The sequence below is a fragment of the Streptomyces sp. NBC_00239 genome (assembly GCF_036194065.1).
Lineage (GTDB): Bacteria > Actinomycetota > Actinomycetes > Streptomycetales > Streptomycetaceae > Streptomyces.
Genome location: NZ_CP108095.1, coordinates 6969581 through 6996060 on the forward strand (window position 1 = coordinate 6969581; position 26480 = coordinate 6996060).

Annotated in this window: 28 protein-coding genes; 18 read left to right on the forward strand and 10 right to left on the reverse strand. The window is 71.9% G+C overall.

Going from position 1 to position 26480, the window contains the following annotated elements; translation table 11 throughout:
- From OG764_RS30970 to OG764_RS31020, 11 genes are all read left to right on the forward strand, one after another.
- Positions 1-666: a YdcF family protein gene (locus OG764_RS30970; RefSeq protein WP_328971617.1), complete on the forward strand. Its 666-nt coding sequence runs from the start codon at positions 1-3 to the stop codon at positions 664-666.
- Positions 614-1393: a WbqC family protein gene (locus tag OG764_RS30975; protein ID WP_390169031.1), complete on the forward strand. Its 780-nt coding sequence runs from the start codon at positions 614-616 to the stop codon at positions 1391-1393. The genes OG764_RS30970 and OG764_RS30975 overlap by 53 nt, the downstream gene beginning before the upstream one ends.
- 969 nt (positions 1394-2362) lie before the next feature.
- Positions 2363-2680 carry a helix-turn-helix transcriptional regulator gene (locus OG764_RS30980; protein ID WP_328971619.1) on the forward strand — a complete coding sequence of 106 codons (318 nt, stop codon included), beginning with the start codon at positions 2363-2365 and terminating at the stop codon, positions 2678-2680.
- Positions 2681-2870: 190 nt separating this feature from the next.
- A complete protein-coding gene (locus OG764_RS30985; protein ID WP_328973231.1) occupies positions 2871-3998 on the forward strand; it encodes a tyrosine-type recombinase/integrase in 1128 nt (375 codons plus the stop codon).
- Between the two features lie 76 nt (positions 3999-4074).
- Positions 4075-4914: a HipA family kinase gene (locus OG764_RS30990; RefSeq protein WP_328971620.1), complete on the forward strand. Its 840-nt coding sequence runs from the start codon at positions 4075-4077 to the stop codon at positions 4912-4914.
- On the forward strand, positions 4911-5294 hold the full coding sequence (locus OG764_RS30995) for a DUF3037 domain-containing protein (RefSeq protein ID WP_328971621.1): 384 nt from the start codon (positions 4911-4913) through the stop codon (positions 5292-5294). Before OG764_RS30990 ends, OG764_RS30995 begins: the two co-directional genes overlap by 4 nt.
- A 153-nt stretch (positions 5295-5447) precedes the next feature.
- Positions 5448-6209 (forward strand): 3-oxoacyl-ACP reductase FabG, encoded by a 762-nt coding sequence (fabG, locus tag OG764_RS31000; protein ID WP_328971622.1) that lies wholly within the window; start codon positions 5448-5450, stop codon positions 6207-6209.
- A gap of 13 nt (positions 6210-6222) precedes the next feature.
- Positions 6223-6987, forward strand: a complete 765-nt coding sequence (locus OG764_RS31005) for an SDR family oxidoreductase (protein ID WP_328971623.1) — start codon at positions 6223-6225, stop codon at positions 6985-6987.
- Between the two features lie 152 nt (positions 6988-7139).
- Positions 7140-8723 (forward strand): ABC transporter substrate-binding protein, encoded by a 1584-nt coding sequence (locus OG764_RS31010; protein WP_443056095.1) that lies wholly within the window; start codon positions 7140-7142, stop codon positions 8721-8723.
- 113 nt (positions 8724-8836) lie between these two features.
- Positions 8837-9514: a uracil-DNA glycosylase gene (locus OG764_RS31015; RefSeq protein WP_328971625.1), complete on the forward strand. Its 678-nt coding sequence runs from the start codon at positions 8837-8839 to the stop codon at positions 9512-9514.
- A gap of 83 nt (positions 9515-9597) precedes the next feature.
- On the forward strand, positions 9598-10116 hold the full coding sequence (locus tag OG764_RS31020; protein WP_328971626.1) for a hypothetical protein: 519 nt from the start codon (positions 9598-9600) through the stop codon (positions 10114-10116).
- A gap of 93 nt (positions 10117-10209) precedes the next feature.
- On the opposite strand, the gene OG764_RS31025 is transcribed toward OG764_RS31020, so the two are convergent.
- Positions 10210-10689, reverse strand: coding sequence for a hypothetical protein (locus tag OG764_RS31025; RefSeq protein ID WP_328971627.1), 480 nt, complete (start codon positions 10687-10689; stop codon positions 10210-10212).
- Between the two features lie 145 nt (positions 10690-10834).
- Positions 10835-11347, reverse strand: coding sequence for a DinB family protein (locus OG764_RS31030; protein WP_328971628.1), 513 nt, complete (start codon positions 11345-11347; stop codon positions 10835-10837).
- Positions 11348-11443: 96 nt separating this feature from the next.
- Here OG764_RS31030 and OG764_RS31035 point away from each other — a divergent pair, with 96 nt between their 5' ends.
- The gene (locus OG764_RS31035; RefSeq protein WP_328971629.1) at positions 11444-12349 is read left to right on the forward strand and encodes a Gfo/Idh/MocA family protein; all 906 of its coding nucleotides are present in this window, start codon (positions 11444-11446) and stop codon (positions 12347-12349) included.
- On the opposite strand, the gene lnt is transcribed toward OG764_RS31035, so the two are convergent.
- The 5 genes from lnt to OG764_RS31060 form a co-directional block, all read right to left on the reverse strand.
- Positions 12294-13868, reverse strand: a complete 1575-nt coding sequence (gene lnt, locus OG764_RS31040; protein ID WP_328971630.1) for an apolipoprotein N-acyltransferase — start codon at positions 13866-13868, stop codon at positions 12294-12296. The genes OG764_RS31035 and lnt overlap by 56 nt on opposite strands.
- Before the next feature lie 34 nt (positions 13869-13902).
- The gene (locus OG764_RS31045; RefSeq protein ID WP_328971631.1) at positions 13903-14388 is read right to left on the reverse strand and encodes a nuclear transport factor 2 family protein; all 486 of its coding nucleotides are present in this window, start codon (positions 14386-14388) and stop codon (positions 13903-13905) included.
- A gap of 70 nt (positions 14389-14458) precedes the next feature.
- Complete coding sequence (locus OG764_RS31050; RefSeq protein WP_328971632.1) at positions 14459-14638, reverse strand: hypothetical protein; 180 nt, start codon at positions 14636-14638, stop codon at positions 14459-14461.
- A gap of 148 nt (positions 14639-14786) precedes the next feature.
- On the reverse strand, positions 14787-15683 hold the full coding sequence (locus OG764_RS31055; protein ID WP_328971633.1) for an undecaprenyl-diphosphate phosphatase: 897 nt from the start codon (positions 15681-15683) through the stop codon (positions 14787-14789).
- 48 nt (positions 15684-15731) lie between these two features.
- Entirely contained in the window at positions 15732-16448 is a 717-nt protein-coding gene (locus OG764_RS31060; protein WP_328971634.1) for a TVP38/TMEM64 family protein, read from the reverse strand.
- A gap of 49 nt (positions 16449-16497) precedes the next feature.
- Here OG764_RS31060 and OG764_RS31065 point away from each other — a divergent pair, with 49 nt between their 5' ends.
- From OG764_RS31065 to OG764_RS31075, 3 genes are all read left to right on the forward strand, one after another.
- Positions 16498-17214, forward strand: a complete 717-nt coding sequence (locus tag OG764_RS31065) for a DNA alkylation repair protein (RefSeq protein ID WP_328971635.1) — start codon at positions 16498-16500, stop codon at positions 17212-17214.
- 115 nt (positions 17215-17329) lie between these two features.
- The gene (locus OG764_RS31070; protein ID WP_328971636.1) at positions 17330-18220 is read left to right on the forward strand and encodes a patatin-like phospholipase family protein; all 891 of its coding nucleotides are present in this window, start codon (positions 17330-17332) and stop codon (positions 18218-18220) included.
- A 75-nt stretch (positions 18221-18295) separates the two neighbouring features.
- Positions 18296-19141 carry a spermidine synthase gene (locus OG764_RS31075; protein WP_328971637.1) on the forward strand — a complete coding sequence of 282 codons (846 nt, stop codon included), beginning with the start codon at positions 18296-18298 and terminating at the stop codon, positions 19139-19141.
- Here the strand turns inward: OG764_RS31075 and OG764_RS31080 are convergent.
- Both OG764_RS31080 and OG764_RS31085 read right to left on the reverse strand, forming a co-directional pair.
- Positions 19103-20515 carry an MFS transporter gene (locus tag OG764_RS31080; protein ID WP_328971638.1) on the reverse strand — a complete coding sequence of 471 codons (1413 nt, stop codon included), beginning with the start codon at positions 20513-20515 and terminating at the stop codon, positions 19103-19105. The two genes, OG764_RS31075 and OG764_RS31080, sit on opposite strands and share 39 nt — an antisense overlap.
- 127 nt (positions 20516-20642) lie before the next feature.
- Positions 20643-21755, reverse strand: coding sequence for a hypothetical protein (locus tag OG764_RS31085; RefSeq protein WP_328971639.1), 1113 nt, complete (start codon positions 21753-21755; stop codon positions 20643-20645).
- A 95-nt stretch (positions 21756-21850) separates the two neighbouring features.
- Between OG764_RS31085 and OG764_RS31090 the strand changes: the two genes are divergently transcribed.
- The 3 genes from OG764_RS31090 (at position 21851) to OG764_RS31100 (ending at position 25833) form a co-directional block, all read left to right on the forward strand.
- Positions 21851-22303 (forward strand): DUF4442 domain-containing protein, encoded by a 453-nt coding sequence (locus OG764_RS31090; protein ID WP_328971640.1) that lies wholly within the window; start codon positions 21851-21853, stop codon positions 22301-22303.
- 267 nt (positions 22304-22570) lie between these two features.
- A complete protein-coding gene (locus tag OG764_RS31095; RefSeq protein WP_328971641.1) occupies positions 22571-25096 on the forward strand; it encodes a beta-glucosidase family protein in 2526 nt (841 codons plus the stop codon).
- Positions 25097-25170: 74 nt separating this feature from the next.
- Entirely contained in the window at positions 25171-25833 is a 663-nt protein-coding gene (locus OG764_RS31100) for a DedA family protein (protein WP_328971642.1), read from the forward strand.
- Between the two features lie 4 nt (positions 25834-25837).
- Here OG764_RS31100 and OG764_RS31105 read toward each other — a convergent pair whose 3' ends face one another.
- Complete coding sequence (locus OG764_RS31105; protein WP_328971643.1) at positions 25838-26383, reverse strand: gamma carbonic anhydrase family protein; 546 nt, start codon at positions 26381-26383, stop codon at positions 25838-25840.
- Positions 26384-26480: the final 97 nt, after the last annotated feature.

Consider the following 26480-nt stretch of genomic DNA (forward strand, 5'->3'; position numbering starts at 1 on the left):
GTGACGGACATCCAGCAGACGATCACCGAGGACCAGTGGCGCAAGGCCAAGCTGATCTGGGACTACCACCAGATGGGCCACGACCTGGCGGCGGTGGACGTCGCGATTGGGCTGGGCAGCCACGACCTCGGAGTCGCTGCCGCGACCGCCGATCTCTATCGCGCCGGCCTGTTCCCGGTCCTCGTCTTCACCGGCGGCAACAGCCCCACCACCGCGAAGGTCTTCCCGCGTGGTGAGGCCGTGCACTTCCGCGAGCACGCCCTGGAACTCGGCGTCCCCGACGAGGCGATCCTCGTCGAACCGAACGCCGCCAACACGGGGCAGAACATCACCCTCAGTCGTGAGCTCCTGGCTGCGAATGGCATCACGCCGAAGACCGTGCTGCTGGTCTCCAAGCCCTATATGGAGAGGCGATCGTTCGCCACCGCCCGCAAGCTGTGGCCCGAGGCCGAGATCATCTGCGCCTCGGAGCAGCTGGAACTGGACGACTACCTCAAGAGCATCGGCGACGAGAAGCTCGTCCTCGACATGCTTGTCGGCGATCTCCAGAGGGTGATCGAGTATCCGAAGAACGGGTTCGCCGTCGCCCAGGATGTCCCGGAGGACGTGCATGATGCGTACGAATCCCTCATCCGCGACGGCTTCACGAGCCGCCTTATCTCCTGATGCCCCAGTGCCGGGTGGGCTGTGTGCCATTCACCAGCCCAACCTGTTTCCCCGGCTGACAACACTGGCCAAGTTGGTCGCGGCGGACATCTGGATAGTCCTTGACGACGTCCAGTTCACCCGCCGCGACTATCAGCACCGCACCCGCCTGGCGGCTCTAGAAGATCCACATCGCCTGCAGTGGATGTCCATTTCGACCCACCTGCCTCAGGGACGCCAAACGATCATTCGAGAGGCTCTGATCGTCGACCCTGGCCTTGCTCGGCGCCGCACCATGGCGATGCTGCGGCAACACTACGGAGCCAGTTCGTACTGGCCTGAGATCGCCCAGGCCTTGGAACCGATTGAGGCGACATTCGACAGCGGCCGGACCGCGTCCGTCGCCGAGGCCTCAACCCGGGTCATGCTGGACCTACTGGGATGGAAGGGTCAGATCTTCCGCAGCACGAACCTATCCGCTCGGTCCGGACGTTCCCAGCGGCTTGCCGACCTCACCGTCAGTGTCGGCGCCGGCTCGTATCTCTGTGGGACGGGCGGCATGAAGTATCTGGATGCGGCCCCGTTTGCGGCACAGGCGATCCCAGTCATTCCATTCCTGCCTCAGACCACGGGTATCTGGGTGCCCGGCAGGCAGGTCAGCGCCCTTTGGGCCCTGGCAATGCTCGGTCCCGGCGCTTTGAAGGAACAGCTGCAGACCGTCATGGCAACGTCCACGAGCGGCGGATAGCGCACGCCTACCCCCCTGTGCGGTGCCCTCAACGGAGGCGAGCGCCTCGCGTGCTGCGGCTGCCCGCCCGTGTGCTGCTGCCGAAATCTGGCCCAGCTTCTGCAGCCTGTGGAGTGATCGTTCCCGCTTGCCTTTAGGAGTCCGCACCAATGTGTTCTTCTCGGCGACGAGGCCCGTTCGGTCGGATTCGCTCACGGCAGACGTAGAGGTCGCCGAGAAGACTGGAACATTCGGCTGGTGCATGTCAACCTACAACACCCGTCGGAAGATCGGCGTGGATACCGAGCCGGGCCGAGCGTCCAGCTCCTGCCGTTCTCGTCCTCTTATGTCTACCTGGGGAGTCTAAGCTGTCTGACGTTGCCCATTTTGCATTTCGCTTGACCGCGCCAACCCTCTTTGCAATCGGTGCTGGCTGCGCCGTATCTGGGAATTTCTGCGGTGACTACGTGGCCGTCGCTCTATCGCTCTGTCTCTGCGTTTGTGCGTCTGCGCTGTTCGCCGAGGGCCTAGTCCGGGAGGCGTACCGGCGAGATCGAGCCCTCCTGGTCTACGTGGCGACACATCCCGGCTCTACCCCCACTCAGTCTGCCCACGTACTCGGGGGCACGGTGCGGCGCGCGACTCAGGACTTCGCCCGGCTCTCCCGCGATGGACTGCTGGTTCCGGTGGTTGTGGACGTAGACCCCGCTCATTGCTCATATCGGATAACCGTGCACGCGCAAGGCTAGGAGACCTGAGCGGCCTCCAGCTTGGACGCCCTGTCTCTACATAGCAGACGATCCCCGGTCAGCCAAACCGGCGATTCTCCAGACCATTGAAGGAGCTTGCACCAACTACTTGGCGGTGGGTGGTGCGGGTGTGTCAGTCAACCTTCTTGATGTTCGTACGCGACCGCGCTTGGCGGTGGGGTCATGGCGAACGGGGTTGCTCACCGACCTGCACCCTTTTCGTCCCCACAGAGAGAACTCCATGCCCACACCCCTGCCTACGCGTTCGCTACAGGCTCCTCTGGCTGAACCTGCCACCCCGGGCCCATTGGATGCATCATTCCTCAACGTAAAGAATGCCGCAGCCTATCTTGGCCTCTCATCGCACACCCTCTATGTCTGGCGACATCGAAGGCAAGGGCCGCCCAGTTTTCGCATGGGGCCCCGCGGGCGCGTCATGTATCGGAGGGAAGCTCTGGACGCGTGGATCCATGAGCAAGAATGCATAGACTCCCGCTCCAATCCTGCCTTGGACCCGTTGAACTCCCACCCGCTGCGACGCGCGAGCTTCAGGACGTGACGCGCGGGCTGGTTGTGTGTTGTCTACTCCCTATTGAAAGAGATCTGGATTGGCCGGCTACATCGAGGACCGTTGGATCAGAAAGACGAAGGATCCCGTCACTGGAAGAAGGGAGAAGACCGCTCGCTACGGCAAGGGAAAGCGCTATAAAGTCGCTGGCATACCGGGAGTGCGTGACCGCTCCTTCGATGTGCTTGAGGACGCAAAGGCGTGGCTACGACGCACAGCGACGGACGAGGAGCGTGGTGAATTCGTAGACCCGCGGGATGGGTCCATCACACTAGCCAACTACATTGCGACGCACTGGGCACCGGGGCGAGGCGGCGCTCCCAAGACCCAGGACGGCCAAGAGCGTAGAACGCGTCTCCATATCGTCCCGCACTTGGGCGAACTCCCGCTCCGAAACATCGCCGCAACGGATCTAAGAGCGTTCATAACCACGCTGGGGTCTACGGTCTCCTCGATCGACTACCAACGCGGCATCCTCTCCGAGCTTTCCTCCATCCTGGAGGCAGCTGTCGACGACAAGCGTCTCGTGCGCAACCCAATGCGTGCGAAGTCTGTCCGGTGGCCCAAGTCGCCACGGGAGCGACGCGACGCGTGGCCGATGGCTACGGCACTTCGAGTCCGCGATGCCATCAACTCGCGGAACAGGATCGCCGTCGTGGTGGGCCTGGGTTGTGGGCTTCGTCAGGGCGAGGTCTTCGGGCTGAGCCCAGAGGACATCGACTATGAACGCGGGGTGCTCCACGTCCGGCGGCAGGTGCAGGCCATTCACGGAAGGCTGTACTTCGCCCTACCGAAGGGGAAGAAGGTCCGCACCGTCGACATGCCCCGTGCGGTCGCGGAGGAGTTGAAGCGCCACATAGAGGCGTGTCCGCCAGTCGTCGTGGAGCTTCCGTGGGGGAAGCCCGGCGGCCCGGAGAGGAAGGTCGCCTTGCTGCTCACCACGCGGTTTGGGAATGCCATCGCGGTGAACACCTGGAACACCTATACCTGGAAGCCGGCCTTGGCCAAGGCCGGCGTCATTCCGCCACGTGCCGAGGGGGCGAAGTCCTGGCAGTGGGCAGCGGCCCCGAAAGACGGTTTCCACGTGCTTCGGCACACCTACGCCTCGATCATGTTGGAAGCGGGGGAGTCCGTCGTGACCCTGGCTCGGTGGCTGGGGCACTCCTCGCCAGCGATCACCCTCGGTTACTATGCTCACTTCATGCCGGAAGCTGGAAGCAAGGGCCGCGGCACCCTCGACGGGCTCCTTGGGGAGCGGGGAGACCGGCCCGCCAGCCGAAACTCCCCAGATTCTCCCCAGCCCCTTTGACCGGTGCTTCTTACCCTCGCGCCCCAGAGAAGCAGTCCGTTGATTGTAAGGTTGAGAAGATGGGTGGCCTGGGAAAGTGTTGGAAGAGGTCGTAGCGACTCGCTATGTCACGCCCCTGCGGGAGGGCGGCTCGCTCCCGGGGATCGTCGAGGCCGACGATCTCGGCACCTACGTCATGAAGTTCACCGGAGCCGGCCAGGGCCGCAAGACCCTCGTCGCCGAGGTCGTCTGCGGCCGGCTCGCCCAGCGGCTGGGCCTGCGGGTCCCGAGGCTGGTGCAGATCCAGCTCGACCCCGTGATCGGGCTCGGCGAGCCCGATCAGGAGGTCCAGGAGCTGCTCAAGGCGAGCGGCGGCCTCAACCTCGGGATGGACTACCTGCCCGGGTCGATCGGCTTCGACCCGCTCGCCTACCAGGTGGATCCGGCCGAGGCCGGGCGCGTGGTCTGGTTCGACGCGCTGATCAACAACGTCGACCGGTCCTGGCGCAACCCGAACATGATCGTGTGGCACGGGGACCCGTGGCTCATCGACCACGGCGCCACGATGATCTGGCACCACAACTGGGCGGGGGCCGCGGCCGCGGCGGACAAGCCGTACAACGCCTCCGACCACGTGCTGGCCCCCTTCGGCCCGGACATCGCCGCGGCGGCCGCCGCGCTGGCCCCGCTGGTCACCCGTGAGCTGCTCACCGAGGTCACCGCCGAGGTCCCGGACGAGTGGCTGGTCGACGAGCCCGGTTTCGTGTCGCCCGACGACGTTCGGCGGGCGTACGTCGATACGCTGCTGCCGCGCGCTGCGGTGATCCACGAGCGGATCTCGATGGAGGCCCCGGTCAAGGCCCCCTCCAAGCCGCCGGGCTGGCTGACCGACCACCTGACCGAATGGCCCCACAAGAAGAAGAGCGACAGCAAGTGACCAAGCGGGACGTCTTCGAGTACGCACTGGTGCGCGTGGTGCCCCGGGTCGAGCGCGGCGAGTGTTTCAACGCCGGGGTGATCGTCTACTGCCGGGCCAAGTCCTTCGTGGCCGCCCGGACCCACCTCGACGAGCACAAGCTCCTCGCCCTGGACCCGGCGGCCGACGTGGCCGGCGTACGGGCGGCGCTGGGCGGTGTCCAGGGTGTCTGTCTGGGCGGCACGGCGGCGGGTCAGGCGGCGGGCGACGACGCCGGGCGCCGGTTCCGCTGGCTGATCGCCCCGCGGAGCACCGTCGTACAGCCGGGGCCCGTGCACACCGGGCTCACCGCCGATCCGGAGGCCGAGGTGGAGCGGCTGCTGGGCCTGTTGGTGCTCTGACCCCGCCGCGAGCCCCGGCGGCCGGGTGCCGTTGACACCGGGTGCCAGGGCTTCTAGCGTCTCCTCCGCTGAAGCTACTAAGCGGTTGCTCACCGATTGGCCGCCCTACCGGGCCGGCCCCGGGCGCCGCATCCGAGGGCGAGGAGATCCAGCATGTCCACCACCGAGCAGCGCGTCGCGATCGTGACCGGGGCGGCCCGGGGCATCGGCGCCGCCACCGCCGTACGCCTGGCCGCCGAGGGCCGGGCCGTCGCCGTTCTCGACCTCGACGAGGCGGCCTGCAAGGACACCGTGGAGGCGATCACGGCGGCGGGCGGCAAGGCCCTCGCGGTCGGCTGCGACGTCTCCGACAGCGCGCAGGTGGAGGCGGCGGTCGAGCGGGTCGCCGGCACGCTCGGCGCTCCCACCATCCTCGTCAACAACGCGGGCGTGCTGCGCGACAACCTGCTCTTCAAGATGAGCGACACCGACTGGGACACGGTCATGAACGTGCACCTGCGGGGCGCCTTCCTGATGGCGCGCGCCTGTCAGAAGCACATGGTCGAGGCGAAGTTCGGCCGGGTCGTGAACCTCTCCAGCAGCTCCGCGCTCGGCAACCGCGGCCAGGCGAACTACGCCGCAGCCAAGGCCGGCCTGCAAGGCTTCACCAAGACCCTCGCCATCGAGCTCGGCAAGTTCGGCATCACCGCCAACGCCGTCGCCCCCGGCTTCATCGTCACCGAGATGACCGCCCAGACCGCGGCCCGCGTCGGCATGGGCTTCGAGGACTTCCAGGCCGCCGCGGCCACCCAGATCCCGGTCCAGCGCGTCGGCCGGCCCGACGACATCGCGAACGCGATCGCCTTCTTCACCGGCGAGGCCGCCGGCTTCGTCTCCGGCCAGGTCCTGTACGTCGCCGGCGGCCCGCTCAACTGACGGAGGTACCGACATGACCGACGCAGCACTGCCGGACAGCGGGAAGGCCGCCCTCGTCACGGGCGCCAGCCGCGGCATCGGCTACGGGGTCGCCGAGGCGCTCGTCGCCCGCGGCGACCGGGTGTGCATCACCGGACGCAACGAGGAGGCCCTCAAGGAGGCCGTGGAGCGCCTCGGGGCCGACCGGGTCATCGGGGTGGCCGGCAAGGCCCACGACGAGGCCCACCAGGCCGTGGCGGTCGAGCGGGCGATGGAGGCCTTCGGGCGGGTCGACTTCCTGGTGAACAACGCCGGTACCAACCCCGTCTTCGGGCCGCTCGCCGACCTGGACCTGGGCGTGGCCCGCAAGGTCTACGAGACGAACGTGATCTCGGCGCTCGGCTTCGCGCAGCGGACCTGGCACGCCTGGCAGAAGGACCACGGGGGCGCGATCGTGAACATCGCGTCCATCGCCGGGGTCTCCGCCTCGCCCTTCATCGGCGCCTACGGCATGAGCAAGGCGGCGATGGTCAACCTGACCCTGCAGCTCGCGCACGAGATGGCGCCGGGGGTCCGGGTCAACGCGATCGCGCCCGCCGTGGTCAAGACCAAGTTCGCCCAGACCCTGTACGAAGGTCGCGAAGCGGAGGCCGCGGCGGCGTATCCGCTGGGCCGCCTGGGGGTTCCGGCCGATATCGGAGGTGCCGCCGCATTTCTCACCTCCGAGCAGGCCGAATGGATCACAGGACAGACATTGATTGTTGACGGTGGAATTTTTCTGAATGCCGGAGTTGGATGACCGATATTCGGACGAATGCCCTCTCCTGGGGGTGTGAAATGCGTGCCTAACAGGCACGGAACCGGTCAAGTGCCCCACGGGTCCACCCCCTTGGATTCGTGGGGCACTGCGGTATCGTTCGCCGATCCCATGGTTGATCGAGGAGCGTGCACGTGTTCAACCGGACCAGATGTCTGCAGACCGCTGCGGCCCTTGCGTCCATATCCCTGCTCGCCGGATGCGGCCTGCTTTCGGACGATGGCGAAAAGGGCGATCAGAAGATCGTCGTCGGTACGACGAGCAAGCCGAGCACCCTCGATCCAGCCGCGGCCTGGGACGGTTCCTGGGAGCTGTACCGGAACGTCTACCAGACCCTGCTGAGCTTCCCGACCGGCGCCGCGAAGCCGGGGCCCGACGCCGCGCAGAACTGCGAGTTCACCGACTCGGGCAACGAGTCGTACCGCTGCACCCTGCGCAAGGGCCTGAAGTTCTCCAACGGCGAGGCGCTCGACGCCAAGGCCGTCAAGCACTCCTTCGACCGGATCTTCACGATCGGTTCCAAGGTCGGCCCGAAGGACCTGTTCGGCAGCCTGGACAAGGTGGAGACGAAGGGCGACCTGACGGTCGTCTTCCACCTCAAGACGCCCGACGCGACCTTCCCCTTTGTCCTCGGCTCCCCGGCGGCCTCGCTGGTGGCGCCCAAGGACTACCCGGCCGACAAGCTCCGCGAGGACGGCAAGGTCACCGGCTCCGGCCCGTACCTGCTCAAGTCGTACACGAAGGGCAAAGAGGCCGAACTCGTCCGGAACCCGGACTACGAGGGCTTCGCCGACCGCAAGAACGAAGCGGCGACGATCCGGTACTTCGACGACTCCAAGGTGATGGTCGAGGCCCTCAAGAACAAGGAGATCGACGCCACCTACCGCGGTCTCACCGCCGAGCAGATCAAGGACCTCAAGAGCCCGCCCTCCCGCAAGGAGGGCATCCAGCTCGTCGACAACGTCGGTTCCGAGATCCGCTACCTGGTCTTCAACCCGGCCGACGGCGCCGCCGCCAAGCCCGCCGTGCGCGAGGCCGTGGCCCAGATCATCGACCGCGGCGCGCTCGTGGCCAAGGTCTACCCGGGCATCGCCGAGCCGCTGTACTCGATGGTCCCCAAGGGCGTGGCCGGCCACAAGACGCCGTTCTACGACCGCTTCGGCCACCCCGACACGGCCAAGGCCAAGAAGATCCTGCGCGCGGCCGACGTCAGCACGCCCGTCGACCTGTCGCTGTACTACACCACCGACCGCTACGGCTCCTCGACCGCCGCCGAGTTCGCCGAGATCAAGCGGCAGCTGGAGGCCGGCGGGCTGTTCCGGATCACCCTGCGCGGCGAGCCGTGGACCGACTTCCAGGCGGGCTACAAGAACGGCGAGTACCCGGTCTTCGGCCGCGGCTGGTTCCCCGACTTCCCGGACCCCGACAACTTCATCGCGCCGTTCGTCGGCAAGCAGAACGCCGTCGGCACGCCGTACGAGGCCAAGGAGATCACCGACGAGCTGCTGCCCAAGTCCCGCCGCGAGAGCGACCGCGGGGCCGTCGACACGCAGTTCGCCCGGGCCCAGCAGATCCTCGCCGAGGACGTCCGCCTGCTGCCCCTGTGGCAGGGCAAGATGTACGTCGCCGCGGGCGAGGACATCGGCGGCGCCGAGCGCACCCTCGACCCGCAGACCGTCATGCAGCTGTGGGTGATGTACCGCAAGACCAGCTGGTAGCAGCCGCCGGCGCGGAGCCGGGACGACGGCGGGTACGCCACTGTCAGTGGCCGCGGGTAGGTTCGTCGAGCGCGTTGAAGAACGCGGCGAAGGCGCTACCGGAGGTTGTTGACGTGACCGAGATCCTGCCCGAGTCCTGGCTCCCCGTCCTCGGCGGAGAACTGGAGAAGCCCTACTTCAGGGAGCTCTCCGAGTTCGTCGAGAAGGAGCGGGCCGCCGGGCCGGTCTACCCGCCCCGCGACCAGGTGTTCGCGGCGCTGGAGGCCACCCCGTACGACCAGGTCAAGGTGCTGGTGCTCGGCCAGGACCCGTACCACGGCGCCGGCCAGGGCCACGGCCTGTGCTTCTCCGTGCAGCCCGGCGTCAAGACCCCGCCGTCGCTGCGCAACATCTACAAGGAGATGCAGGCGGAACTCGGCCTGCCGATCCCCGACAACGGCTACCTGATGCCGTGGGCCCGCCAGGGCGTGCTGCTGCTCAACGCGGTCCTGACCGTCCGCGAGGCCGAGCCCAACTCGCACAAGGGCAAGGGCTGGGAGAAGTTCACCGACGCCGTCATCCAGGCCGTCGCCTCCCGGCCGGACCCTGCCGTGTTCGTGCTCTGGGGCGCGTACGCGCAGAAGAAGCTGCCGCTCATCGACGAGTCGCGCCACGTCGTCGTCAAGGGCGCCCACCCCTCGCCGCTGTCCGCGAAGAAGTTCTTCGGCTCGCAGCCCTTCACGCAGATCAACGAGGCCGTCGCCGCGCAGGGCCATGAGCCGATCGACTGGCGGATCCCGGACCTGGGCTGACGCCGCCCGTGCCTGAGCCCGAATGCCGGTGCCGCCCGTTAGCGTCTTGATGATCGCATCGGACGGCACCACAGGAGGCCGCGTTGACGGAGCAGCAGAAGGCGGCGGAGGCAGACGCCGTCATGACCAGGATCGGCCAGGCGATCATGCTGCTCCACGCCGGGGACCGCGAGGAGGCCCGCAACCGGCTCGGGGTGATCTGGGCGGAGTTCGGGCGGGACACCGAGCCCCTGCACCGGTGCACGCTCGCGCACTACATGGCCGACGCGCAGGACGATCCGGCGGACGAACTCGCCTGGGACCTGCGGGCCCTCAATGCGGCCGACGAGCTCGGTGACGGCCGCCCCGCCCGGCGCGGGCCGGCCGTCGCGGTCCGCGCGTTCTACCCGTCCCTGCACCTCAACCTGGCCGCCGACTACCTGAAGCTGCAGCGCCGGGCGGCGGCCCGGGTCCATCTGGACCGGGCCCGGTCCGCCTGCGCGGCCCTGCCCGACGACACCTATACGAACGGCGTACGCGTCGCCATCGGACGGCTGGAACGGCGCCTGGAGAGCGGCAGGGGCGACACCGGCCCGGGTCCGTACCCGGGCCGGTTCACCTGAGGTGCGCCGCGCTTGACGTGCGCTTCACCCGGCGGCCGGTTCATGTGGTGGCCGGTTCCCCCGCGGCCGGTCCGCCCGGCGGCCGTCCGCCGGTCAGTCGCCGGAGACGCCCGCGCAGATCCGGGACTCGGGGCTGTCCTTGTGCCACTTGCCGAACTTGCGGCCCAGGGCGCACACGTCCGCCGCGTCGTGCGGGAGCTCCCGCAGGTCGCTCAGCTTGGGCGGACGGCCCTTGGCGTGCTCCGGGCGATCGGGATGCGCCGGATGGGCCGGATGGGCCGGGTGCGCCCGGCCCGCCGCCGGGGCGGGACGGGCCGCCGGCGGCTGCGGATCCGCCGGCGGCGCGGCCGCGCTCTCCGGCTCCGGCTGCCGCTGCTGCCGGGGCCGCTCGGACCCGGCGTCCGCCCGGGACCCGTCCCGCGAACCGGCGGGCCGCGCCGCCTCGACGGCTTCCAGGACCTCGCGTACGGGCGCCTGCACGACCACCGGTTCGGGCGCGGCCCCGCCGCGCGGATCGTGCCGCGGCGGTTCGGCCGAGGCCGCGGACTGCCCCGCGACGGGGTTCACATTCACACAGCCGGAGACCGCAGAGACCGCACAGGCCACTCCGAGCAGCAGCTTTGTCGTTGTTCGGTTTCGATGCACCCGCGCAACTCTGCTGTGCGCCGCCCCGCTTGCGGAAACCAGGAGCCGAAATTCACCCCGCACGGGTGAGGGTTCATTCCCCGGTGACGCCGTCGATCTGCTCGCGCAGCAGGTCCGCGTGCCCGTTGTGGCGGGCGTACTCCTCGATCATGTGGGTGTAGACCCAACGCAGGTTGAACTGCTCGCCGAGGCGGGAGCGGTGCACCGACAGGTCGTCCAGCGAGCGCCGCGCCGTGATCTCCCGGGCCCGCGCGATCTCTTCCTGCCAGGCGGCCTCGGCCTCCGCGAAGGTGTGCCGGTCGGTGACGTGGAAGTCCCCGTCGCGGTCCTGCTCGGTGGAGTACAGGTCCGGCAGCTCCAGCCCCTCCGTGACCTCGGCGAACCACCACCGCTCCACCTCGGTGAGGTGCCGCACCAGGCCCAGCAGGGACAGCTCCGAGGGCGGTATCGCGGCCCGCCGCAGCTGCTCGTCGTCCAGCCCCTCGCACTTGAGGGCCAGGGTGGCCCGGTGGTAGTCGAGCCAGCCCTCCAGCATGTCGCGCTCGGTGGCGGTGGTGGACGGTTCGGTGCGATCTGAAGTGCTCATGGCGCAGATCTTGGGGGAACCCCCAGCTCAGCGCCAGCGATTAAGCTTCAGCGGACCGGCTCACACGGCACGACGATCAGAACAGGGAGGCACCCGGTGAAGGTCGGATGCATCGGACTCGGCGACATCGCGCAGAAGGCCTACCTGCCGGTCCTCACGGCCCGCCCGGGCCTCGAACTGCACCTCCAGACCCGCACCCCGGCCACCCTCGAGCGGGTGGCCGCCCGCCACCACGTACCGGCCGGGCGCTGCCACACCGACCTCGACGCGCTGCTCGCCGAAGGCCTCGACGCCGCCTTCGTGCACGCGCCGACCGCCGTGCACCCCGAGATCGTCACGCGGCTGCTCGAAGCGGGCGTGCCGACGTACGTGGACAAGCCGCTCGCCTACGACTTCGCGGACTCGCGCCGGCTCGTCGAACTCGCCGAGGAACGCGGGGTGTCGCTGGCCGTCGGCTTCAACCGCCGGCACGCGCCCGGCTACGCGCAGTGCGCCGAGCACCCGCGCGAGCTGATCCTCATGCAGAAGAACCGCGTCGGGCTGCCCGAGGACCCGCGGACCTTCGTCCTCGACGACTTCATCCACGTCGTGGACACCCTGCGCTTCCTGCTGCCCGGCGACGCCGACCACATCGACGTGCGCGCCGTGGTCCGGGACGGCCTGATGCACCAGGTGGTGCTCCAGATGTCCGGCGCCGGCTTCACCGCCCTCGGCATCATGAACCGGCTCTCCGGCTCCACCGAGGAACTGCTGGAGGTCTCCGGCCAGGACACCAAGCGGCAGGTGCTCAACCTTGCCGAGGTCGTCGACCACAAGGGCCAGCCCTCCGTGCGGCGCCGCGGCGACTGGACCCCGGTGGCCCGCCAGCGCGGCATCGAGCAGGTCGTCGACGCCTTCCTCGAGGCCGTGGAGACCGGGAAGACGCTGAGCGCCCAGGACGCGCTGCTCACCCACGAGCTGTGTGAGCGAGTGGTGCTGACGGCTCTGGAGCAGGCCCTCTGACGCTCCGTACGGCCTCGCCCGCGCAGAACACGGCGAGCACCAGCAGCGAGCCGTACACCGGCCAGTTCCCGAAGCGCACGTACAGCGTGGAGCCCCGCGCCAGCGGCGCCCGGAAGACGGCCGCCGCGCGCTCCGAGGTGCCCAGCGCCGGGCCGACCCGCGCGCCCTGGGGTCCGTACACCGCGCTGACGCCCGTCAGGGTCGCGTGCACCACGGGGCGGCCCGTCTCGGCGGCGCGCAGCGCGGCCAGCGAGGCGTGCTGGGCCGGCGCCCAGCTCCCCTGGAAGGTGGACGTCGCCGACTGCACGACGAGCAGCGCGGCGCCGTCCCGCACCAGCCGCCGGCTCATGTCGGGGAACGCCGACTCGAAGCACACCAGCGGGCCGAACCGCACCCCGTCCCGGCCCGGCAGCTCCATCAGCACCGGGCCGCCGCCGCGCTGCCGGTCCTCGCCGGCGGCCCGCCCCACCGACGTCGCCCAGCCCAACAGGTCGCGGGCCGGCACGTACTCCCCGAACGGCACCAGCCGCATCTTGTCGTACCGGTCCCCGGTGGGGCCGTCCGGCCCGATCAGCAGCGCGCTCTTGTATATGCCGGGCGCCCGGCCGTCCGCGCCGCCGCCGCGCGCGTCCACGTTCACCAGCAGCGGGGCGCCCACCCGCGCCGACAGCGCGGCCAGCCGGCGGGCCAGGTCCGGCCGCCGCACCAGGTCCTCGCCGACACTGCTCTCGCCCCACACCACCAGGTCCGCCCCGCTCCCCGCCAGCTGCCGGGTCAGCCGCTCGCCGGCCGCGAACCGCCGCTCCGAGCCGTCCGCACCGCCCACCATCCCCGGCTGCACGACGGCCACCCGCAGCATCCCGTACGGCTCCGGCTGCGGGGCCCCGACCCACACCACCGCGGTGACCACGGCGCAGCCCGCGGTGCCGGCCAGCGCCACCCGCCGGGCCCGGCGCACCGAGAGCAGCACCGCCACCGCGCAGTTGACCGCGACCACCATCAGGCCGACCAGCCAGACACCGCCCACGGACGCCAGCCGCAGCGCCGCCGGCACCTGCCACTGACTGGCCCCCAGCAGCCCCCACGGGCCGCCCAGCCCCTCCCAGGACCGGACCAGTTCGGCCAGCAGCCAGCCTGCGGGCAGCACCAGCAGGGCCCGGCCCACGTCCCTCGCCGAGGGCTCACCGCCGAGCAGCCGGCGCACCAGCAGCGCCCAGGGGATCCAGAGCAGCCCCAGCAGCGCCGCCAGCGGCAGCAGGAACACGTGCAGGCTCGGCAGCAGCCAGTGGTGCAGGGCGACGATCAGACCGCAGCCGCCGAGCCAGCCCTCCAGCGCGGCCCGCCGCGCGGTGCCGGCGGTCCGCAGCAGCAGCAGCCACGGCACCAGCGCGACGTAAGCGAACCACCACAGGGACGGGGCCGGGAAGGCGAGGGCGGGCAGCGCCCCGGCGACCGGGGCCGCGGCGAGCCGCCACCCGTGCCGGGCGGGGACCTGCGGGCCTGCCGGGACGAATCGCATGATGCGCCTCCGCTTACAGTGTGGGCCCGTCCGGTCAGCCGTGGGCGGTCGTCGGGCCCGCGGGGGTGAAGTGCCGCCACCGCTCGTGGACGGTGACCCGGCGCAGCAGCCAGCCGTCGTAGCTGCGGTCGAGGGCGAAGGTGTAGCGGCCGCCCGCCGCGAAATTGGGCGCCGTGGAGGTGTCGGCGGGATCCGTCAGCCGCATCGGGTTGACGAAGTCCGCGAGGACCTCGGCCCGGTCGCCCGGCGAGCCGCCCAGGTCCTCCAGGGTGATCCGCCGGTTGACGATGAGGTGCTGGCGCACCGGGAACATCTTCATCGTCTCCGCGAGCCACTCCGCGACCTCCGCGGCCGGTGCCTCGATGCCGCCCGCCGAGCGGTAGTCGGCGCGCCCTCCCCGGGTGAACAGGGCCCGGTACGCCGCCCAGTCCCCGTCGTCCACGGCCACCGCGTACCCGGTGATCACCGCATCCACAGCCAGCCGGTCCATTACCGTCGCGAGATCCACACGCTGCGTCATCGGGTCAGTGTGGGACAGCGGGCCCGCCAGGCCAAGGGCCGTGCGGGCCCCGGATGCCGGAGTTCCGCGCTCAGTGGCCGGAATGCGCCTCGCGCTGCCGTACGACGACCAGGAACGCGTCCGAGGCCAGGTCCATCACCACCTCGGCCGCGACCCCCTCGCGCAGCCGCTCGGCCGCGTACTCCTCCGCCGGCCAGCTCCCGCGCGGGCTGCCCGCCGGAAACCGCTCCAGTACCACCCGTCGCCTCATGGGATGCCCCCGTCTCGTCCGTGCCCTCGTACCGCCGCCGCGCCCCGCCTCGTACGGGACCGGCTCTTCAGGGACAACGACGCGGGGCCCGACCGGGAACGTTCCCGGTCGGGCCCCGCAGGTTCGACGGGCCTTGGGGCCACGGGGGCTACGGGGTGGCTTCGCCCAGCGGCACGCCGGCCGACTCGCCGGCGTGCGGGCTCAGGACGCCCGTGCCGACGAGGACGAACAGGAGGATGCCGAGCAGGATCCGGTAGATCACGAACGGCATGAAGCTCTTCGTGGTAATGAATTTCATGAACCACGCGATGACCGCGTAGCCGACGAAGAAGGCGACGAACGTCGCGAAGATGGTCGGGCCCCACGAGACGTGGCCTTCGCCCGCGTCCTTCAACTCGTACGCGCCGGAGGCCAGGACGGCCGGGATGGCGAGGAGGAAGGAGTAACGGGCCGCCGCCTCACGGGTGTAGCCCATCAGCAGGCCGCCGGAGATCGTCGCGCCGGACCGGGAGACGCCGGGGACCAGGGCCATCGCCTGGCACACACCGAAGATCAGGCCGTCCTTGACGCTCAGCTCCTTCAGCGACTTGCGCTCGCGCACCACCCGGTGCTTGCCGCCCGTCTCGTCGCGCGCCGCCAGCCGGTCCGCGAAGCCGAGCACGAGGCCCATCACGATGAGGGTGGTGGCGATCAGCCGCAGGTCGCGGAACGGGCCGTCGATCTGGTCCTTGAGCGTGACGCCCAGGACACCGATCGGGATGGAGCCGACGATGACCAGCCATCCCATCTGGGCGTCGTGGTCGCGCCGCATGTCGCTGTTGAACAGCGACCGGAACCAGGCGGAGACGATCCGCGCGATGTCCTTGCGGAAGTAGATGAGAACGGCCGTCTCCGTGCCGATCTGGGTGATCGCGGTGAAGGCCGCACCGGGGTCGTGCCAGCCCGCGAACGCCGCGGTCAGCCGCAGATGGGCGCTGGAGGAGATCGGGAGGAACTCCGTGAGCCCTTGGACGAGACCGAGGATTAGGGATTCGAACCAGCTCATGTCGGGGTGCGCTCGTCCTTAGTGATCGTGGGCAGGTCGGGTCCGATGCTAGGGCCCGTACGTGACACCGCTGACCACAGGGGGGTGCTGTGCGCCCACCGCCGGCGCGGGCCGTGCGGTCAGCCGGTGCCGCTTGCGCCACGCCACCACGCCCGCGACCAGCCCCGACACGGCGATGAACGCGAAGGACGCGAGGAAGGCGGGCGAAGTCGGGGAGGAGGCGCTGCTGCCCGCGATGACGTACGCGGCCGTGTTCGGGACAGTGCCCAGCGCGGTCGCCAGCAGGAACGGCAGCCACCGCATCCGGGACACCGCCGCACAGTAGTTGGCCGCGGCGAACGGCACCCCGGGGAAGATCCGCACCGCCAGCATCGACCGGAACCCGTGCCGGCTCAACTGCCCGTCGGCCGCCTCCAGCCAGCGCCCGCGCACCAGCGGCCGCAGCGCCTCCTGCCCGAGCCCGCGGCCCAGCCCGAAGGCGATCGCGGCGCCGAGCACGGTGCCCGCCACGGCGGCCGCCAGCCCGAGCTGCGAGCCGAACACGGCGCCGGCCGCCAGGTTCAGCAGCGGCCGCGGCACGAACGCCGCCGTGCACAGCCCGTACACCGCCGCGAACAGCAGCACCGCCACACCGGCCGGCATCGCGGGCGACCAGCCCTCGGACAGGATCCGCTGCGGCTCGTACAGCAGCACGCACACGCCCGCGGCAGCGAGCAGCACGACGAGCAGCGACAGCCGGGTCCAGGGCGCGAGGAGCAGAGACATCCGGGGAGAGTAGCCGACCCCGTTGTGTGATCGCCGTAATCTGGACCTCATGCGGCCGAACGACCGGGAAACGCCCAGCGTCCCGCCCAGCGCCCTCGCCGACCTGGTCCTGGACCGGCTCACCGCCGCCTACCGGGAGGCCACGGACCCCGTACGGGCCCGCAGCGCGGCCGCGTACATGAAGGACGTCGCGCCCTTCCTCGGGCTGGCCACCCCGGCCCGCCGCGCCCTCGACCGCGGCGTGCTCGCGGACACGCCCGCGCCCACCGAGGGCGACTGCGCGGCCCTCGCGCTGCGCTGCTGGGAGCTGCCCGAGCGCGAGTTCCAGTACTTCGCCGTCGACTACCTGCGCCGGCACGTCGGGCGGTGCTCGTCCGGTCTGCTGCCGGTGGTCCGCCACCTGCTGGTCACCGTGCCCTGGTGGGACACCGTCGACCTGCTGGCCGCCCACACGGTGGGGCCGCTGGTCGCGGCCGATCCCGCGCTCGCCCGGGTGATGGACGAATGGATCGCCGACGAGGACCTCTGGCTCGCCCGCACCGCGCTCCTCCACCAGCTGCGCTACCGGGACGCGACGGACGCCGACCGGCTCTTCGGGTACTGCCTGCGCCGGGCGGACCATCCGGACTTCTTCATCCGCAAGGCGATCGGTTGGAGCCTGCGCGAGTACGCCAAGACCGCCCCGGACGAGGTCCGCGCGTTCGTGACGGACGCCCAGGACCTGCTGTCCCCGCTCTCCCGGCGCGAGGCGCTCAAGAACCTCTGAGGGGACGGGAAGGCGCGTCCCGGCGGCTCGTCCCGCACCCCGGCGCGGTGGCGGCGGCCCCGCTGCGGCAGACTGCCGTGACCACGACCACGGGACACACACGGGGGGTAGGCGGATGACCGGCGGCAGCGGGGACGGCGGCGACAGAGGGATCGGCGGCAGGCGCGGCGGTACGGCGCTGGTGCTCGGCGGCGGAGGGCTGACCGGCATCGGCTGGGAGACCGGCATCCTGCACGGTCTCGCCGCCGCCGGCACCGACCTGAGCACCGCCGACCTCGTGGTGGGCACCTCCGCGGGCTCCGTCGTCGGCGCCCAGCTCACCTCCGGCCGGCTCACCCCGGCGGAGCTGTACGAACGTCAGCTCGGCGACGCCACCGGGGAGGCCGTCGCCCGCCTCGGCGCGGGCGTCGTCGCCCGCTTCGCACTCTCCATGCTGCGCGAGCGGGATCCGCACGCGTACGCCCGCAGGGTCGGCCGGTACGCGCTGGCCGCGGCCACCGACGACGAGGCGGAGCGCCGCAAGGTGCTGGCCGCGCGGCTCGTCTCGCACGACTGGCCGGCGCGACGGCTCCTGATCACCGCCGTGGACGCGCTGACCGGTGAGCTGCGCGCCTTCGGCCGGGAGGACGGCGCCGGGCTGGTGGACGCGGTCTCGGCGAGCTGCGCGGTGCCCGGCGTGTGGCCGCCGGTGACCATAGGCGGGCGGCGTTTCATCGACGGCGGAGTGCGCTCCGGGACCAACGCCGACCTGGCCGCCGGCTGCGACCGCGTGGTCATCCTGGCGCCCATGGCGCTGGGCACCGCCGTGGTCCCCTCGGCCCGCGCCCTGGCGGACCGGCTGCGCGCGGGCGGGGCGAACGTGCTGCTCATCACCCCCGACCGGGCGGCCCGCGCCGCGTTCGGCCGCAACGTGCTCGACCCGGCCCGGCGCGACCCGGCCGCCCGCGCGGGGCTGGCCCAGGCGGCCGCGCACGCGCGGGAGGCGGCGGCCGTCTGGACCGGCTGACCGGCCCGGCACGGCCGCGGACCGGCGGGGGCGGGGTGGCACCGGAGCGCCCGCGCGCCCGGTGACAATGGGGACGTGGACGAAGCGATGCCCGTGATGCGGGAAGTCGGCGGCGGGACCGCCAAGCTCATGCCCGATGTCGACTCCGACCGGGCCTGGCTGCTGACCGTGGACGGCGCACCCCAGTCGTACGTGGACCTCGACGACCCCGAGCACCTCGAGTTCGAGTACGTACGGCGCCTGGGCCATGTGCTGGACTGCGTGGACGGGCCGGGCGAGGCCCTGGACCTGGTCCATCTCGGCGGCGGGGCGTTCACGCTGGCCCGGTACGCCGCGGCCACCCGGCCCGGGTCGCGCCAGCACGTGGTCGACGCCGACCGGGAACTGCTCGACCTGGTCGCCGAGAAGCTGCCGCTGCCGGCCGGCGCCGGGATCGCGGTGCACGCGGCCGACGCCCGGGCCTGGCTGGCGGCCGCGCCCGCGGACAGTGCGGACGTCGTCATCGGGGACGTGTTCGGCGGCTCGCGGGTGCCCGCCCAGCTCACCTCCGTCGAGTACGCGCGGGAGGCGGCCCGGGTGGTACGCCCCGGCGGGATCTACGCGGCGAACCTCGCCGACGGCGCCCCGTTCGGCTTCCTGCGCTCCCAGCTCGCCAACTTCGCCACCGTCTTCGCCGAGCTCGCCCTGATCGCGGAGCCGTCCGTGCTGCGCGGCCGCCGCTTCGGCAACGCCGTCCTGCTCGCCTCGCACAGCGGGATCGACGTGGCGCCGCTGGCCCGCCGCTGCGCCGCCGACGCCTTTCCCGCCCGGGTCGAGCACGGCAGCGCCCTGACCCGGTTCACGGGCGGCGCGCGCCCGGTCGGCGACGCGGACGCGGTGCCGTCACCGCAGCCGCCCGACGGAGCCTTCAGCATCGGCTGAGTCGCTGGCCCCGGGCACGGATGGCGCGGGCGCGGGCGCGGCGGCGCAGACCCCGGGCGCGGCGGCCCCGGCGCCGTCGGCAGTGGTCTCGACAGTCGCCGCGGAGCCGGACGCTGAGCCGGACGCGGTGGTGGGACCGGACGCGGGTACGGCCGGGCGGCGGGTCATCCGTCGTACGTCCGGGACCAGCAGCACCGCCGCCGTCACCAGGACCACCAGCCCCGCGCAGCCCCACAGCGCCTCGGTCCGGCCGAACGCGGTCTCGGCCGGGCCGGCCAGCGCGGTCGCCAGCGGCAGCATCGACACCGAGCCGAACCAGTCGTAGGCGGACACCCGGGAGAACTTCTCCTCCGGTATCTCCTGGTGCATCGTCGTCATCCAGGAGACGCCGAACACCTCGATGGCGGCCCCGCTGAAGAGCATCACCGCGCACAGCCCCCACGCGGGCAGCGGCACGGCGAGCGCGGCCGAGGGCAGCGCCAGCGGGAACACGCACAGGGTCGCGGCGAGCAGCAGCCGCCTCGGCTTCCACCGCATCATCAGCAGCGCCCCGCCGATGGTGCCGACCCCGAACGCGCCGAGGGCGAGCCCCCAGGGGGCCGCGCCGCCCAGGTGGTCGCGGGCCACCAGCGGCCCGTAGACGGACTCGGCCGCGCCGACCACGGCCACCACCACGGAGAACTGGAGCACGATGCTCCACAGCCAGGGCCGGCTGCGGAACTCGTGCCAGCCCTCGCGCAGGTCGGCGAGCATCCCGCCGCCCGGCACCCGCTTCGGTACGTGGCTCACGTCGAGGAAGGCCCGCAGCGCGCCCGCGACGGCGAACGCGGCCGCGTCCACGGCGAGCACCCAGCCCGGCCCCATCACGGCGATCATGGCCCCGCCCAGGGCGGCGCCGCCGATGCCCGCCCCGTTCATGGCGAGCCGGAACAACGCGAAGGCCCGGCCGGCCTGTTCGCCGGTGACGGTGGACAGGAGCATGCCCTCGGCGGCCGGGTTGAAGAAGGCCTGGCCGGTGCCGCACAGGGCGGTGAGCAGCATCATCTGCCACAGCTGCGGCTGTCCGGTCAGGACGAGCACGGCGAAGGCGGCCTGGGAGACGCAGTTGAGGGCGTTGGCCGCGACCATCACGCGGTGGCGCGGCAGCCGGTCCGCGAGGGCGCCGCCGACCAGCAGGAACAGGACCAGCGGCAGGGTGCGGGCGGCGGCGACGAGGCCGACGTCACCGCCGGTGCCGCCCGCTTCGAGCACCGCGAAGGCCGCCGCGATCAGGGCGCCGTGGCTGCCGAGGTTGGTCACGACGGCGGCCGCCGTCAGCAGCGTGTAGTTGCGGCCCGCCCACTCGGGGCGGCGCGGGACGGTAGGAGAACTCACCGGTGCGACTATCCCCGCCCCGGCCGGGGAATCCAAACGGATTGTCCGGGCGGGACGGGGACGGGAAACCGGGACGGGGGGACGGCCGCACGCGGCGCCGGAGCGCCGGGGCGCACCCCCGGGGTCGCTACTTGACGAGGCGGACCGTGCTCATGATCTTCTTCGAGGTGGCCGAGGGGATCTCGTCCTTGATGCTGTTCGGCGCGAAGAGCACGAAGCTGGCGAAGTCACCCTTGGCGGTCTTGAAGCTGAAGGCCAGCCCCTTGCCGTCGGTGTCGCACTTGCCCTTCTTCTTCACGCCGTTCGCGGTGGCCGAAGCGTAGTGGCCCTTGAGGCCGGAAGTGCTGGTGTAGGGCTTGGCCTTGGAGACCTTGACCGTGCCCTTCGGCTCCTCCTGGGCGAAGGCCGCCCAGACCCAGTTGCCGGCCTCGTTGCGGGCGGCCTCGGCGGTGTTCTTGGCGCCCTGGCCGCCCTTGGTGCCCGCGTCGGCGAGGCTGGTCTTCTCGGAGTAGCCGTCCTTGTTCGCGTCGACGCTGCACCACTCCTCCTTGAGGACCGCGGTGCCGGACATGCTGACCACGGGCATGCCGTCGTTCTTCTTGGCGTCGCTGAAGCCGCGGGAGACGGTGGGGCTGTCGACCTTCCACTCCGGAGGGACGTCGAAGGCCACGCCGTACTTCGGGTTGGTCACGACCTTCCAGCCGGGGATCTGCGGCGGGGCCTCGCCGCCGGCCCGCGGATTCGCGGCGGGGGAGGACGGGGCCGCGGGCGCGGAGGAGGCCGGGGTGCTCGGCTTGTCGTCCGCCACGGCCTTCGTGTCGTCCTTGTTCATGACGACGCCGGCGGTGACGGCGGCGGCGATCACCACGGCCACGGCGGCGCCGATCGCGACGATCTTGGTGGTGTTGCGGGACTTCGGCGGCTCGGGCGGCTGCCCGTACGCCCAGGACTCGGCGGTCGGCGGCTGCTGGTAGCCGAACTGGCCGTCGGGAACCTGCTGCGGCTGGCCGAACTGGCCCTCGGGCGCCGGCTGCTGCGGGTACCCGTACGCGCCGGGCGGCTGCTGCGGGTAGCCGTAACCGGCCGGCGGCGGCGGAGTCTGCTGGGGATAGCCGTAGCCGCCGGGCTGGGGTGCAGCCGGCTGCTGGTACGGGTTCGGCTGCCCCGGCTGCTGGTACGGGTTCGGCTGCCCGTTCTGCGCGTTCTGCTCGCCCCCGGGCGGCTGCTGTTCTGGCCACATGGCGAGTAACGATAAGGGGGGAGGGTCGGCGGTGCTACGGCCGCCCCCGGCCAGGTCTGGCCAAGCTGCGCTACTCGTGGGTAACATCGGGCCCCATGAGCGCTGATCAGATGAACGTGGGCGAGCTGCTGGCCGCCACGGTGCCGATGGCCCGGACCCTGAAGCTGGAGTTCCTGGAGACCACCCCCGAGCGTGCCGTCGTCCGGCTGCCGGACCAGGCCGAGTACCACAACCACGTCGGCGGCCCGCACGCCGGTGCGATGTTCACCCTGGCCGAGTCCGCGAGCGGCGCGATCGTCCTCGCCGCCTTCGGCGACCAGCTCTCGCGCGCCGTACCCCTCGCCGTGAAGGCCGAGATCGGCTACAAGAAGCTCGCCAAGGGCGTCGTCACCGCGACCGCCACCCTCGGCCGCCCGGCCGCCGAGGTCGTCGCCGAGCTGGACGCCGGCGGCCGCCCCGAGTTCCCGGTCACGATCAGCATCCAGCGCGAGGACGAGGCCGTCACCGGCGAGATGACCGTCGTCTGGACCCTGCGCCCCAACAGCTAGTCACACCCCGCCGCCACGGGCCTGCGCCCGCGGCCGGCCCGCCGCGATGCGGCCGAAAAGAGCCGGAGCCCCGCCGTCGAGCGCGGGGCTCCGGCTCTTGCGCGTCCGCCGGGCATTGGCGCAGCCGGGGGAATCCGGACGCGAACCCGTCGCCGGGTGGGGGAGTCGGCGGGCGCCGCGGCGGGAAGTCGGCGCACAGTGGCCGCGCGCGGCAGGTCCGTACGGGCCGCCGCGCCCACCGCACGCCGCACCCAGGGAGTGACCGCCATGACCGAGGCCGTGTCCCGCCGATCCGCGATGCGGCTGCTGGGAGCCGCCGCCGTCACCGCCGGGTGCGCGGCCCCGCACGGCGGCGCCGCGCTGCGCACCGGCACCGGCCCCGACCCGAGCCCGCCGCCGGGCCCCGCGGCGGGCCGCGCCGCCCGGCCCGGCAGCGAAGCCCGGATCGAGGCCCTGATCGAACGCCTCGCCCTCGACGAGAAGATCCGGCTGCTGCACGGCGACCGCGACCCCGCCCCCCTCGGCCAGGCCGGGTACGTCCCCGGCGTGCCCCGCCTCGCCATCCCGCCCCTGCGGCTGGCCGACGGCCCCGCCGGGGTCCGGGTGGCCAAGCCCGCCACCGCCCTGCCCGCACCCGTGCTGCTGGCTTCCGCCTTCGACCCCGCGCTCGCCCGCGAGTACGGCCGGGTCATCGGCCGCGAGGGCCGCGCGCTGGGCCAGGACGTCCTCCTGTCGCCCATGGTCAACCTCATCCGCACCCCGTACGCCGGCCGGAACTTCGAGACGTTCTCCGAGGACCCCAAACTCACCGCCGACCTGGTCGCCGAGATGATCCGCGGCATCCAGGAGGAGGGGCTGATCGCCACCGTCAAGCACTACGCCCTCAACAACCAGGAAGAGGGCCGCACCACCGTCGACGTCGTCGCCGGTGAACAGACCCTGCACGAGACCGAGCTGCGCGGCTTCGAGGCCGCCGTCGCCGCCGGGGCCGGCTCGGTGATGGGCGCGTACAACAAGGTCAACGGCGTCCACGCGTGCGAGAGCAAGCCGCTGCTGGAGGACCTCCTGCGCAAGCGGTGGGGGTTCGCCGGGTGGGTGGTGTCGGACTGGGACGCGACCCACAGCACGGCCGCCGCCATCGGCGCCGGCCTCGACATGGAGATGCCCGGCGGCCGGCACTACGGCGACGCCCTGAAGGCCGCCGTCACCGCCGGAACCGTCCCCGTGGCCACCCTCGACCGGTCGGTGCGCCGGATCCTCGCCACCCTGGACCGGTTCGGGCTCCTCGACGGAGCCCCGCCGCCGCGCCCCGCCCGGGACGCCGCGGCGGGCGCCGCCGTCGCCCGCAAGGTCGCCGTCGCCGGCGCGGTCCTGCTGCGCAACGAGCGCGGCACCCTCCCCCTCACCGGGGCCGCCGCCCGCTCCCTCGCCGTCATCGGCCCCACCGGCGGCGTCCCCTTCGTCAGCGGCGGCGGCAGCGCACACGTGGTGCCCGACCGCGCGGACAGCCCGCTGACCGCCCTGCGGGCCCGCGCCGGCGCGTCCGCCGAGGTCGGGTACGCCCTGGGAGAGGACCTGTACGGCCGGCCGCTGCCGGCCGCCGCGCTCGCTCCGGCCGCGGCCCTCGACGACGCACAGGTGGCCCCCGGCCGGACTTGGACCTGGGAGGGCACCCTCACACTGCCCGCCGAGGACGAATGGAATCTGATCGTCCACTACACCGGCAAGCGGCCCGCGGTCCGCCTCGACGGCCGCGAGCTCTTCCCCGTACGGACCGGAGTGGCCGAGTACTTCGCCGGCGGCCTGCTCGCCGCCGCGCCCGACGGACTCACCGTGCGGCGCGCCACCGTCAAGCTCACGCGCGGCGCCCACCGGCTCGCGGTGACCGCCGAGGGCGGCGCGTCCGGACAGCGCTTCCGGCTCCGGCACACCAGCCGGGCGGGCCGCGCCGAGGACCTCGCCGCGGCCGTCCGCGCGGCCCGGGGCGCCCACAGCGTGGTGCTGTTCGCGTACGAGGACGCCACCGAGGGCCGCGACCGCACCACGCTCGCCCTGCCCGGCAGCCAGCAGCAGCTCATCGAGGCGGTCACCGCGGCCAACCCCCGCACCACCGTGGTCCTCAACACCTCGTCCAGCACCGCCATGCCCTGGCTCGCGAAGACCGGCGCCGTCCTCCAGATGTACTACCCGGGCCAGGAGGGCGCAGCCGCCACCGCGGCCGTCCTCTTCGGGGACAGCGACCCCGGCGGCCGCCTCACCCAGACCTTCCCCGCCGCCGAACACCTGCACCCCGTCGCCGGGGACCCGGTGCGCTACCCGGGAGTCGGCGGCCGCCAGGAGTACACCGAAGGCGTCCACGTCGGACACCGCTGGTACGACGGACGGCAGGTGGCGCCCCTCTTCCCCTTCGGGCACGGGCTCTCGTACACCACCTTCGGCTACGGGGAGCCGGCCGTGCGCGCGGAGGCGGACGGCCTGCGCGTCGAGTTCACCGTACGGAACACCGGGCGGCGGCCCGGCACCGAAGTGGCGCAGGTGTACCTCGGGCCCTCGCCCGACCTGCGCCTCGACCAGCCGGTGCGGCTGCTGGCCGGCTACCGGCGGCTCACCCTCGACCCGGGCCGGTCCCGGCGGGTCGCCGTCGACATCGACGCCCGCACCCTGTCCTCGTGGGACCCGGCCCGGCCCGGCTGGGTGCTGGGCACCGGCCGCCGGACCGTGTACGTGGGCCGCTCCTCGCGCGATCTCCCGCTGCGGGCCGAGGCGGTGGTACGGGCCACCGGCGGGCGGTGACGACGGCCGCGGAGCGGGTAGGCTGCCCGCCGGGCGCCGCAGCGGGCGCACGGGGACTCGGGAGGACCACGGCAGTGCACATCCAGGAATGGCTCGAAACCGTACCGGCGGTCAGCATCTACATCCTGGTCGGACTGGTCATCGGCCTGGAGAGCCTGGGCATCCCGCTGCCCGGCGAGATCATCCTCGTCAGCTCGGCGCTGCTGGCCTCGCAGCACGGCGACATCAACCCGGTGATCCTCGGTGTCTGCGCGACCGCCGGAGCGATCATCGGCGACTCGATCGGCTACGCGATCGGACGCAGGGGCGGCCGGCCGCTGCTGGCCCGGCTCGGGAAGAAGTTCCCCAAGCACTTCGGCGAGCAGAACATCGCCATGGCCGAGCGGTCCTTCCAGAAGTGGGGCATGTGGGCGGTCTTCTTCGGCCGCTTCGTCGCCCTGCTGCGCATCTTCGCCGGCCCCCTCGCGGGCGTCCTGCAGATGCCGTACTGGAAGTTCCTCATCGCCAACGTGTTCGGCGGCATCCTCTGGGCGGGCGGCACCACGGCCGTCATCTACTACGTCGGCGTGGTCGCGGAGGCCTGGCTCAAGCGCTTCTCGTGGCTGGGCCTGGTGCTCGCCGTGCTGATCGGCCTGACCTCGATGCTGGTCCTGAAGAACCGCGCCAAGAAGGCGGCGGCCGAAGCCGCCGCCACCCCGGCCGAAGCCGCGCCGGCGGCGGCCGTCACCTCGGACTGACCCCTCAGCCCTGCGCGGCCGCCGCGGCCCGGTGCTGCCCGGCCAGTTCCCGGTACATGGCGGCGTTGACGCGGATGCCCTCGCGCTCCTCCTCGGTCAGCTGCCGGCGCACCTTCGCGGGGACGCCCGCGACCAGCGAGCCCGGCGGGACCTGCATGCCCTGCGGGACCAGCGCCTGCGCCGCGACCAGGGAGCCGGCGCCGATGACCGCGCCGTTGAGCACGGTCGCGCCCATCCCGATCAGGCAGTCGTCCTCGACGGTGCAGCCGTGCACCACCGCGTTGTGGCCGATCGAGACCCGCTCGCCGATCGACACGGGGAAACCGGGGTCCACGTGGATCGTGCAGTTGTCCTGGACGTTGCTGTCGGCACCGAGGGTGATCGGCCCGCAGTCGGCCCGCAGCACCGCCGAGTACCAGACGCTGGCCCCCGCGGCGAGGGAGACGTCACCCACCACCACGGACGTGGGCGCGGTGAACGCCCCCGCGTCGACCTGCGGCGACTTCCCGCCGACACCCATGACGAGGCCCCGCTCCGGCTGACTGCTCATGATCTCTCCTTGTGCTTCTGTGGCGCGCCCCCAGCACCGTAGGGCACGCGCCGGCGCCTCCCGACGATGGGGTGAAGATCACAGGCTGTGCGGCCGG